An 11600-nucleotide genomic window follows, 5' to 3' on the forward strand; every position below is an offset into this window, starting at 1 on the left:
GCGACGATTCCCCCGTCAGCACCCGGGGCCCGCGCGCTCCAACCTGGTCCGGCATGTCCAACTCCCGCTTCGTACATCTCCACGTCCACACCGAGTTCTCGCTGGCGGACTCGACCATCCGCGTGCCGGCCAAACCGGACCAGGCGGACCCGAAAAAGGCCAAGCAGGCCAACCTGCTGTCGCGCTCGGTCGAACTCGGCATGCCCGCGCTGGCGGTGACCGACCTGAACAACCTGTTCGCCCTGGTCAAGTTCTACAAGGCCGCCGAAGGCGTGGGCATCAAGCCCATTGCCGGCGCCGACGTGATGATCACCGAGGACGGCCAGGACCCGTGGCGGATGACCCTGCTGTGCCGCGACCGCGAGGGCTACCTGAGCCTGTCGCGGCTGCTGACCCGCGCCTGGATGGAAGGCCACCGTCCCGAAGGCGGCGTGGCCATCCACCCGGACTGGCTGAAGGCCGGCAACGCCAACCTGTTCGCCCTGGCCGGCCGTGACAGCCTGGCCGGCCGCCTGGCGCTGGACGGCAAGCACGATCTGGCCGAGCAGCAGCTGGCCGACTGGCAGCGCGCGTTCGGCGATGGCCTGCACCTGGAGCTGACCCGCACCGGCCGCGATGGCGAGGAAACCTTCAACCGATTCGCGCTGATGGCCGCTGGCCAGCGCGGCCTGCCGGTGGTGGCCAGCAACGACGTGCGCTTCCTGGCGCCGACCGATTTCAGCGCGCACGAAGCACGCGTATGCATTTCCACCGGCCGCGTGCTGGACGATCCCAAGCGCCCGCGCGAGTACAGCGACCAGCAGTACCTGAAGTCGGCCGAGGAGATGTGCGCGCTGTTCGCCGACATCCCCGATGCGATCGACAACACGCTGGCCCTGGCCGAGCGCTGCAACATCGAGATGCGGCTGGGCACCTACTTCCTGCCCAACTACCCGGTGCCCGACGACGAGACCCTGGACACCTGGATCCAGAAGATGTCGCGCGACGGCCTGGAAGAGCGCCTGCAGAAGAATCCGCTGGCGCCGGGCAAGACCCGCGAAGAGTATTTCGAACGCCTGGAGTTCGAGCTCAACACCATCATCAAGATGGGCTTCCCGGGTTACTTTCTGATCGTTGCCGACTTCATCCAGTGGGGCAAGAACCAGGGCATCCCGATCGGCCCCGGCCGTGGTTCGGGTGCCGGTTCGCTGGTGGCGTGGGCGCTGAAGATCACCGATCTGGACCCGCTGCCGTACAACCTGCTGTTCGAGCGCTTCCTGAACCCGGAACGCGTGTCGATGCCCGACTTCGACATCGACTTCTGCATGGACCGCCGCGACGAGGTCATCGACTACGTCGCACGCAAGTACGGCCGCGAACGCGTCAGCCAGATCATCACCTACGGCACCATGGCGGCCAAGGCGGTGGTGCGCGACTCCGGCCGCGTGCTGGGCTTCCCGTACGGCCTGGTGGACGGCGTTTCCAAGCTGATCCCGAACATCCTCGGCATCCACCTGAAGGATGCGCTGGGCAAGGGCAAGGAAGGCCCGAGCTCGGAAATGGCGTCGGCCGAACTGATCCAGCGCTACGAGAGCGAGGACGACGTCCGCGACCTGATCGACCTGGCGCTGCAGCTGGAAGACCTGACCCGCAACGCCGGCAAGCACGCCGGTGGCGTGGTGATCGGGCCCGAGCCGCTGAGCGAGTTCTGCCCGCTGTACGCCGAACACGATGAAAACGGCCTGGGCAAGAACCCGGTCACCCAGTTCGACAAGAACGACGTGGAAGAAGTCGGCCTGGTGAAGTTCGACTTCCTCGGCCTGCGCACGCTCACGATCATCGACTGGGCGGTGAAGGCGATCAACAAGCGCCACGAGCGCGCCGGCATCCCGCCGGTGGATATCGCCGCGATCCCGCTTGATGATGCACCCACCTACAAGGACATCTTCGCCAACGGCAACACCGGCGCGGTGTTCCAGTTCGAATCCTCGGGCATGCGCCGCCTGCTGAAGGACGCGCGCCCCGACCGCTTCGAAGACCTCATCGCGCTGGTGTCGCTGTACCGCCCCGGCCCGATGGACCTGATTCCCTCCTTCAACGCGCGTAAGCACGGGCAGGAAGAAATCATCTATCCCGATCCGCGCACCGAAGCGATCCTGAAAGACACCTACGGCATCATGGTGTACCAGGAGCAGGTGATGCAGATGGCGCAGATCGTCGGCGGCTACTCGCTGGGCGGCGCCGACCTGCTGCGCCGTGCGATGGGCAAGAAGGTGCCGGCCGAAATGGCCAAGCACCGCGAGATCTTCCGCGAGGGCGCGGCCAAGGACGGCGTCGACGAAGCCAAGGCCGATGCGATCTTCGACCTGATGGAGAAGTTCGCCGGCTACGGCTTCAACAAGTCGCACGCCGCCGCCTACGCGCTGGTCAGCTACCAGACCGCCTGGCTCAAGCGCCATTACCCGGCCGAGTTCATGGCGGCCACGCTGTCCTCGGACCTGGACAACACCGAAAAGGTGGTCGGCTTCCTGGACGAGGTGCGCAACCTCGGCCTGACCGTGCTGCCGCCGAAGGTGAACCACTCTGCGTTCATGTTCGAAGCGGTCACGCCGGACACCATCCAGTACGGCCTGGGCGCGATCAAGGGCGTCGGCCAGGGTGCCTGCGAAGCCGTGGTGGACGAGCGCCTGAAGGGCGGCGACTACAAGGACCTGCTCGACTTCTGCACCCGCGTCGGTTCGGCCAAGCTCAACCGGCGCACGCTGGAAGCGATGATCAACTGCGGCGCGCTGGACGAACTGGGCCACAACCGCGCCTCGCTGATGCTGCAGCTGCCGGAAGTGATCAAGGCCACCGACCAGATGGCGCGCGAGCGTGCCTCGGGCCAGAACTCGCTGTTCGGCGGCCCCGATCCGAGCACGGTGACCATCCAGCTGGACCTGGTCGAAGCCGAGGAATGGCCGCTGCTGCAGCGCCTGAACGGCGAGCGCGACACGCTCGGTTTCTACCTCAGCGGCCATCCGTTCGACCCTTGGCGCGACGATGTGCGCGACCTGGTCGGCAACGACCTGGGCTCGGTGGAAAAGATCTGGAGTTCCAGCAACAGCGGTGGCGGCGGTGGAAACGGCGGCGAGAAGCGCTGGCGCCCGGAAGTGCCGACCGTGCTGGCCGGCCAGGTGGTCGGCGTGCGCCGCAAGGGCGAAAGCCAGATCTTCATCCAGCTCGAGGACGGCCGCGGCCGCGTCGAGTGCAGCGCGTTCTCCGACGCCATGGCCGAGTTCGGCCACCTGATGACCAAGGACCGCATCCTGGTGGTCAAGGGCGGCCTGCGCGAGGACGAGTTCAACGGCGGCTACGCGCTGCGCATCCGCCAGTGCTGGGACTTCGATGAAGTCTGCGCCAACTACGCCACGCGCCTGTCGCTGCGCCTGGACCTGCGCCAGCAGCGCCCGGTCTGGGAACGCGTCAATGCCCTGCTCGACCGCCACCGCCCGGGACGCACGCCGCTGCGCCTGGACCTGCTGCTGAAGGGCCCGCACGGCGGCGTCGCCGGCATGCTCGACGTGTCCGGGCAGAGCGCGGTGCGCATCGACTCCAAGCTGATGGAGGCGCTGCGTGCCGATCCGGCCGTACGCACGCTGAAGGTGCGCTACAGCCCGCCGTGGGCCAACTGAGGCTGGCCCACGCGTCTTGTTTTTCCGTTGTTGCCATCAAGGACGATAGAGCGTCATGAAACTGCTGTTCCCTGTCTTCGCCGCAATGGCCCTGGCCGCCTGTTCGTCCAAGGTCGATTTCGAGATCGACAACCCGACCGCCACGCCGCTTGCCATCAGCATCGATGGCAAGGACCTGCCGGTGGCACCCAACGCCTCGCGCCCGGTCAGCCTGGCGCCGGGCGAGCACACCCTGCATACCCAGCGCCTGGGCGATGTGCGCTTCATCGTCTACGTCGACAGCCGCGGCGGCCTGATCAACCCGACCCTGAGCGAGTACGTCACCGCGCGCGAGATCTACGTGACCGGCGAAGACAAGCTGAAGAATTTCGGCGCCAGCGGCCTGGGCATCGAGGTCGGCGGCGTGGCGTTCAAGGGCCCGTTCGACAAGTTCCACGGCCTGTTCATCGACAAGACCTGGAACTTCGGCGTGCGCGAACCGTTCCCGCAGGAACAGATCGTGGCCCACGTCGATTCCTCAGGCGGCAAGATCAGCACCAAGATCTTCACCGCGCCCGACTTCATCACCTATGTCGAGGAAGGCATGGGCGAACCGGGCGCGTTCAAGCGCGAGCAGCCGGCCGGTTACGTGGCCCCGGTCTACACCCTGGAACCGGCACCGGCCAGCCTTCCCGCTCTGGATCCGGCCTTCGAGGCCCACGCCGGCCCGCTGCGCGATCTCTACGCGCGTTGGCTGAAGGCCAGCACCGCGGCCGAGCAGAAGGCCCTGCGCAAGGAAGACTTCCAGGCCAGCATGGCGTTCACCCAGGCCACCGCGACGCTGGGCTCGAAGCTGCCGGTGGCGGCCAACCAGGCCTACAACGACTTCGTCACCCTGCGCAGCACCGAAATGGCCCGCAGCGCCGTGGTCCTGCCCTGAGCTGACTGGCGCCCCCTGCCCGGCTGGGGTACCGTCGCCTTCCAGACGAAGGCGTACGGGCCATTGCTGCGCATTCGGCTAGAATTCCCCTCTTCTTTACACGACGGCTTCCGATGAATCCGAATTACCTCGACTTCGAGCAACCCATCGCCGACCTGGAAGCCAAGATCCAGGAACTGCGCAACGCCAGTGCCGGACCGGCGGTCAATGTCGAGGCCGAGGTTCACGCCCTGCAGGACAAGCTGCGCCTGCGCACCGCGCAGATCTTCCGCAACCTGACCTCCTGGCAGGTGCTGCAGCTGGCCCGTCACCCGTCGCGTCCGTACACCGCCGATTACCTGCGCATCATCTTCGATGAATTCCAGGAACTGGCCGGTGACCGCGCCTTCGCCGACGACAAGGCCATCATAGGTGGCCTGGCCCGCATCAACGGCCGCTCGGTGATGGTGATCGGCCACCAGAAGGGCCGCGACACCAAGGAAAAGATCAAGCGCAACTTCGGCATGCCCAAGCCGGAGGGCTACCGCAAGGCCCTGCGCCTGATGAAGATGGCCGAACGCTTCGGCCTGCCGGTGCTGACCCTGATCGACACCGCCGGCGCCTGGCCGGGCATCGACGCCGAATCGCGCGGCCAGTCCGAAGCGATCGCGCGCAATCTGATGGAGATGGCCGAGCTGAAGGTGCCGATCATCTGCACCGTCATCGGTGAAGGTGGTTCCGGCGGCGCGCTGGCGCTGGGCGTGGGCGACCGCACGGTGATGCTGGAGTACGCGGTGTACTCGACGATCACCCCGGAAGGCTGCGCCTCGATCCTGTGGAAGGACGCCGGCAAGGCCAAGGACGCTGCCGAACAGCTGGGCCTGACCGCCCCGCGCCTGAAGAGCCTGGGCCTGGTCGACAAGGTCGTGCGCGAGCCGACCGGTGGTGCCCACCGCAACCCGACCCAGATGGCCAAGCGCCTGAAGGCCGTGCTGCTGAACGAGCTGGAAGCGCTGGACAAGCTGTCCACCGAACAGCTGCTGGAACAGCGCTACACCCGCCTGCGCAGCTACGGCTCCTACGAAGCCGCATAAGCCTGGTAGTGCCGGCCGCTGGCCGGCAACAGGCAGGTGAACGCGCAAACGAAAGAGCCGGGCAGATGCCCGGCTCTTTTCGTTTGCGCGTTGACGGCATCCACGCCTCAGAACGGCTTGGCCAGCACCAGCCAGACGATCGGGATGAAGGCCAGCAGCGGAATCTCGTTGATCCAGCGCAGCGCGCGCGAGGACGGCAGCGCGCGGCCCTTGGCCACGCCCTTCAGCAGGCGCCCGGTCCAGATGAAATACACCAGCAGCAGCACCACCAGGCCCAGCTTGGCGTGCAGCCAGCCGGCGCCGCCGGGCGCGACCATGGTCGGGAAATCGGGGATGACCTTGTAGCCCAGCCACAGCACCAGGCCCAGCACGAAGGCCAGCCCGAACATCGAATGACCGAAGCGGTACAGGCGCAGGCCCATCAGCTGCAGGCGCTCGCCCACCGCCGGCTGGCCCGCGGTCTCGGCCAGGTTCACCAGGATGCGCGGCAGGTAGAACACCGTTGCCATCCAGGCCACCACGAACACGATGTGGAAGGTCTTGACCCAGTAATAGCTCTGCATGCGCTCGCTCCAGCGGCTGGCGGGGATGGGCGCCCATTGTCGCAGTAGAGCCACCCCATGGGTGGATGCCGCGGCCAATCGACGCACTCTCACCATCGCAGCCACGCATGGCGTGGCTCTACTGCCGGTTCGCCCGCCGGTCGCAGTAGAGCCACCCCATGGGTGGATGCCGCGGCCAATTGCCGCACCACGGCCGCGACGCCGTACGATAGGCGCCGTTTTCACCCTCTACGTGCCCTGCCCATGGACAAGACCTACGACGCCGCCTATTTCCAACGCTGGTACCGCCGTGCCGACATCGGCGGCAGCGCCCGCCTGGCGCGCAAGGTCGCCCTGGCCGTGGCCACCGCCGAGTACTATCTGGAACGGCCGGTGCGCAGCGTGCTCGACATCGGCTGCGGCGAAGGCGCCTGGCGCGCGCCGCTGCTGAAGCTGCGTCCGAAGGTCCAATACCTCGGCTTTGACAGCAGCGAGTACGCTGTGCGCCGCTACGGACGTACCCGCAACCTGCACATGGCCAGCTTCGGTGATTTCGCCTGGCTGCGGCCCTGCGCCCCGGTCGACCTGCTGGTGTGTTCGGACGTGATGCACTACGTGCCCGACCGCGAGCTGCGGGCCGGCCTGGCCGGCGTGGCCGAGCTGACCGGCGGCGTGGCCTTCCTGGAGACCTTTGCCGCCGAAGATGAGTTCGACGGCGATCACGAGGGCTTCCAGGCCCGGCCCGCGCGCTGGTACCGCCGCGAGCTGGGCCGCCAGGGCCTGCAGGCCATCGGTTCACACCTGTGGCTGGGCCCCGGCCTGGCCGACGAGGCCGCCGCGCTGGAAAAGATGTGAATCCGGATTCATTATTTTTGCCCGACTTAACCTGCGGGACACCCGGATGGGATATGCTGCGCGGCAACATATGACCATACATATTCGGTCGTCATGCTCTATCAACTACACGAACTGACCCGCAACCTGCTCGCCCCCTGGGTGCACCAGGCCCAGGCCAACGCCAGATTCTTCGCCAACCAGGGCCACTGGTGGTCGCAGATGCCGGGCGCTGATCGCCTGGCGGCGGTCAATGAACTCTTCCATCGCATCGGCAAGGATTACGAGAAGCCCGAATGGGGCATCAACGAAATCGAGGTCGAAGGCGAGCGCGTGCCGATCGTCGTGCACGAGGAAGTGAGCAAGCCGTTCTGCAAGCTGCTGCGCTTCAAGCGCCACAGCAACGAAGCCGACCAGCTGCACACCATGCTCAACCAGCCGTTCGTGCTGGTGGTGGCGCCGCTGTCGGGCCACCACGCCACGCTGCTGCGCGATACCGTGCGCACGCTGCTGCGCGACCACCGCGTGTACGTCACCGACTGGGTGGACGCGCGCATGGTGCCGGCCAGCGAGGGTGAGTTCGGCCTGGACGATTACATCGCCTACATCCAGGAATTCATCCGCCACCTCGGCGTCGAGCGCCTGCACGTGGTGAGCGTGTGCCAGCCGACCGTGCCGGTATTGGCTGCGGTTTCGCTGATGGCGAGCCGTGGCGAGCCGACCCCGCGCACGCTGGTGATGATGGGTGGCCCGATCGATGCACGCTGCAGCCCCACCGCAGTGAACAACCTGGCCACGCAGAACCCGCTGTCGTGGTTCGAGAACAACGTCATCCACACCGTGCCGGCCAGCTACCCCGGCGCCGGCCGTCGCGTGTACCCGGGCTTCCTGCAGCACGCCGGCTTCCTGTCGATGAACCCCAGCCGCCACTTCAGTTCGCACTGGGATTTCTACACCGACCTGGTCAAGGGCGATCTGGAAGACGCCGACGCGCACCGCAATTTCTACGACGAGTACAACGCCGTGCTCGACATGCCGGCCAAGTACTACCTGGATACCATTTCGGTGGTGTTCCAGGACTTCCTGCTGCCGCGTGGCGAGTGGGTGGTCAACGGCGAGAAGGTCGACCCGTCGGCCATCCGCGATACCGCCCTGCTGAGCATCGAAGGCGAGCTGGATGACATCGCCGGCCTCGGCCAGACCGAAGCGGCGCAGGCGCTGTGCACCGGCATCGCGGCCGACCGCCGCGAGCACTTCATCGTCGAAGGCGCCGGCCACTACGGCATCTTCAGCGGCCGCCGCTGGCGCGAAGTGGTGTACCCGAAGGTGCGCGATTTCTTCGCCGCCCATGCCGAAGCACCGGCCGCCAAGGCCACGAAGAAGAAGAGCAACGTCACCCCGTTGCGGCGCAAGGCGGGGTAAGACCCCGCCGTGGGGTCGGATCCCTTTCCAACGGAAAGGGCTCTGACCCCCACCGCGATCGGATCCGGGGTCAGAGCCCTGTTCTACGAACAGGGATCCGACCCCTCTGTGGTTACAGCCGCACCAGCAGGTTCTTCGCCAGCAGACCATGCAGCTTGCCGATGCCACGGGCCAGGTGCATCGTCACCAGCAGCAGCAGCGCGCCCACCACCGCCAGCACCGGTGTGAACTCGAGCGGCAGCACGTTGGTGCCATCGATGTAGATGCTCGGCGCGGTCGAATCGAACAGTGCCGCCACCGGCGACCAGATGAAGGCCAGCGACACCGCCAGCAGGGTCACCGCGATGGTGAAGTAGACGATGCCCAGCGGCAGCATCAGCAGGAAGTACAGCAGCGTCAGCCAGGTGCGACCGTCGGTGAACATGTCGCCGATGCGCTGCAGCCAGGTGCGGCTGCGGTCGGTGTACTGCGGCCGGCGCGGCATGCGCTCGCCCAGCAGCGCTTCCACCAGCCGCCCTTCCAGCAGCGCCAGCCCGCGCACCGAGCCGAAGAACAGCACCGTCAGCGGTATGCCGATGATCAGGATCATCAGGCCCAGCGACAGCGACAGCCCGGTCACCACCCAGCTGAAGAAGAAGGTGCCCGTAGCCAGCGACAGCAGCATGTAGAACAGCGCGCCATAGGTGTGCGGGTCCAGCACGACGCCGAAGAAGCGCGCCATCAGCGAACGCTGCGCCGGCGCAGGGGTCGGCGCAGCCGGTGCCACGCCGCTGGCCTCGGCGGCGGCGCGCAGCACCGGGCTGGTGTCGGCACGCGGCGTACGCAGCGCGCGGTTCACGGTCACCTCGGTCTCGCGATAGATCTCGGCCACTTCCTCCGGCGCGCCGTAGCTGCCGGCCACATCGGCGATGACGTCGGCCTCGCTGCGGCCCGGCTGCGCGGCCAGTTCGGAGCGCAGGTACTCCTCGGCGTCGTACAGGGCGTCCTGCACCATCGCCGGGTCTGCGCCCTGCAGGGCCGCGCGCAGCTGCGCCAGGTACTGCGCGATCGTGGTGGGCAGGCCACTGCCTGCCAGGTTCTGCTCGTTCATTGCGGTACCCCCTCCAACACGGAATCGACGGAATCGCGGGTGGCCTGCCAGGCCTGGCGCCACTGCGCCAGCACCTGGTGGCCACGTTCATTGATGCGGTAGTAGCGGCGTGGCGGGCCGCTGCTGGACGGCTCGACATGGCTTTCCAGCAGGCCGGCGCCTTCCAGGTTGCGCAGCACCGGGTACAGCGCGCTCTGCTTGCCGCTCAGCACGCCCTCGCCCACGCGCTCCAGCTCCTTGGCGATCAGGTAGCCATACAGCGGCTCCCCGGCCCGGGCCAGCACCGCCAGCAGGGCCAGCGATACCGTTCCGGCACTGAGCTCCTTCTGGAACTTCCTCAGGTGGGTGTCGTCTTCGGACATGCCCGGTCCTCCACTACGTTGAAGTCAACAGTAGTGCGAAGTTCGGTATAGCGAATGTGTCGTTAGTCACCCTGCCGGGCGGTTCTGGCAGAATTGGGCGCTCCCCGATGGACGCTGAATCCGGTCATGAAGACGCTCACCCTGCTGCTCCCGCTGGCCCTGCTGGCGGCTGCCCCTGCCCAGGCGATGACCGGGTGCGACCTCAGCAAGGGCGCTTATGACGCGCTCGACTTCTCCGCGAAGATCCTCGACGCGCACAGCCGTGGCGAGGACCGGCAGAGCGTGCTGGCGCGCGCACTGGCAGAACCGGGCCGCCCGGCCTGGTATGCGGACATGGCGCGCGAAACAGTGGCCGAGGTGTACGGCGGCCTGCGCCCCATCAAGGCGCCGGTCTATTCGGTGTACCGCGGGATGATCTGCTACTACGCCCTGCTGCGACCGAACGAGAACGTCGTGGTGAACTACGCTGCCATTCATCCGGCGCTGCAGGCCTGCGAATCCAAGCGTGGGCAGCAGGCCCAGGCTCAATGCAGTGCACAGGCGGTGGACAGCTACTTTCGCAGACGAGCGAAATAGCATTGCGGGTGCGGGCGCATGACATCCCGCCCGCCGCTCGCGCATGATGGGCAGACACCATTCTGCACGTGACCACAATGCCGACCCCTCGTACCACGCTGCTCACTTTCGCCCTCGTCTGCCTGCTGCCCGCGCTGGCCAGTGCCGCCACGCCGTACCGCAGCCCGCAGCAGATCCTCGATGCGTCGGCGGCCAGCGACTGGCGCACCCCGGACCCGGCCAACCTGCTGTACATGGACCTGCCGGCCGGGCGGGTGATCATCGAGCTGGCACCGCAGTTCGCGCCGCGCCATGTGGCCAACATCCAGACCTTCGCCCACGAGCAGTTCTGGGACGGCACCAGCATCTACCGGTCGCAGGACAACTTCGTGGTGCAGTTCGGCGATGCCGACGCTGATGACGCGGCCAAGGCCAAACCGTTCGGCAGTGCCGCGCGCAAGCTGCCGGCCGAATTCGAACGCGCCAGCGCCGGCCTGAAGGTGAGCGTGCTGCCCGACCGTGATGGCTGGGCCGCGCAGACCGGGTTCGTCGATGGCTTCCCGGTAGGCCAGGACCCGCAGGCCGGCAAGGCCTGGCTGGCGCACTGCTACGGCATGCTCGGTGCCGGCCGCAGCAACGAGGAAGACAGCAGCATCGGTGCCGAACTGTACGTGGTGACCGGGCAATCGCCGCGCCAGCTGGACCGCAACATCACCGTGGTCGGCCGCGTGTTGAAGGGCATGGAACTGCTCAGCGCGATTCCGCGCGGGCCGGCGCCGATGGGCTTCTACGAAGACCCGAAGCTGCGCACGCCGATCGTCTCGATCCGCCGCGCCAGTGATGTGCCGGCCGCCGAGCGCACGCCGATCCAGGTGCTGCGCACCGATTCGAAGACCTTCGCTGATACGGTGGAAGCGCGGCGCAACCGCGTGGATGATTTCTACAAGCGCCCGGCCGGACACATCGACCTGTGCAATATTCCGGTGCCGGTGCGGTAGCGCCAGGCCATGCCCGGCGGAATAGGTGAGGTAGCGCCAGGCCATGCCCGGCGGAATAGGTGAGGTAGCGCCGGGCCATGCCCGGCGGAACGTCAAATGCGGCCGCTGCGCTCGCCGGGCACGGCCCGGCGCTACCACGACAATTCTCATCC

General features: G+C 67.0%; 10 protein-coding genes. 7 read left to right on the plus strand and 3 right to left on the minus strand.

The window, feature by feature from the left end; genetic code table 11:
* Positions 1–53: 53 nt before the first annotated feature.
* From dnaE to IAE56_RS08045, 3 genes are all read left to right on the plus strand, one after another.
* Positions 54–3653, plus strand: a complete 3600-nt coding sequence (gene dnaE / locus IAE56_RS08035) for a DNA polymerase III subunit alpha (protein ID WP_200752158.1) — start codon at positions 54–56, stop codon at positions 3651–3653.
* A 55-nt stretch (positions 3654–3708) separates the two neighbouring features.
* Complete coding sequence (locus IAE56_RS08040) at positions 3709–4572, plus strand: hypothetical protein (RefSeq protein ID WP_200752159.1); 864 nt, start codon at positions 3709–3711, stop codon at positions 4570–4572.
* A gap of 113 nt (positions 4573–4685) precedes the next feature.
* Positions 4686–5645, plus strand: a complete 960-nt coding sequence (locus tag IAE56_RS08045) for an acetyl-CoA carboxylase carboxyltransferase subunit alpha (RefSeq protein ID WP_200752160.1) — start codon at positions 4686–4688, stop codon at positions 5643–5645.
* Positions 5646–5752: 107 nt separating this feature from the next.
* Here IAE56_RS08045 and IAE56_RS08050 read toward each other — a convergent pair whose 3' ends face one another.
* A complete protein-coding gene (locus IAE56_RS08050; protein ID WP_108764551.1) occupies positions 5753–6208 on the minus strand; it encodes a CopD family protein in 456 nt (151 codons plus the stop codon).
* Between the two features lie 243 nt (positions 6209–6451).
* Here IAE56_RS08050 and IAE56_RS08055 point away from each other — a divergent pair, with 243 nt between their 5' ends.
* Positions 6452–7042 (plus strand): class I SAM-dependent methyltransferase, encoded by a 591-nt coding sequence (locus IAE56_RS08055; protein ID WP_200752161.1) that lies wholly within the window; start codon positions 6452–6454, stop codon positions 7040–7042.
* A gap of 93 nt (positions 7043–7135) precedes the next feature.
* Positions 7136–8443, plus strand: a complete 1308-nt coding sequence (gene phaZ, locus IAE56_RS08060) for a polyhydroxyalkanoate depolymerase (protein WP_116864359.1) — start codon at positions 7136–7138, stop codon at positions 8441–8443.
* A gap of 112 nt (positions 8444–8555) precedes the next feature.
* Here phaZ and IAE56_RS08065 read toward each other — a convergent pair whose 3' ends face one another.
* Positions 8556–9533, minus strand: coding sequence for a sensor domain-containing protein (locus tag IAE56_RS08065; RefSeq protein ID WP_200752162.1), 978 nt, complete (start codon positions 9531–9533; stop codon positions 8556–8558).
* Entirely contained in the window at positions 9530–9895 is a 366-nt protein-coding gene (locus IAE56_RS08070; RefSeq protein WP_200752163.1) for a PadR family transcriptional regulator, read from the minus strand. The genes IAE56_RS08065 and IAE56_RS08070 overlap by 4 nt, the downstream gene beginning before the upstream one ends.
* Before the next feature lie 126 nt (positions 9896–10021).
* Between IAE56_RS08070 and IAE56_RS08075 the strand changes: the two genes are divergently transcribed.
* Positions 10022–10471 carry a hypothetical protein gene (locus IAE56_RS08075; RefSeq protein ID WP_108768288.1) on the plus strand — a complete coding sequence of 150 codons (450 nt, stop codon included), beginning with the start codon at positions 10022–10024 and terminating at the stop codon, positions 10469–10471.
* A gap of 77 nt (positions 10472–10548) precedes the next feature.
* Complete coding sequence (locus tag IAE56_RS08080) at positions 10549–11448, plus strand: peptidylprolyl isomerase (RefSeq protein ID WP_200752164.1); 900 nt, start codon at positions 10549–10551, stop codon at positions 11446–11448.
* Positions 11449–11600 lie beyond the last annotated feature (152 nt).

Source organism: Stenotrophomonas sp. S41, assembly GCF_016624625.1.
Taxonomy (GTDB): Bacteria; Pseudomonadota; Gammaproteobacteria; order Xanthomonadales; family Xanthomonadaceae; genus Stenotrophomonas.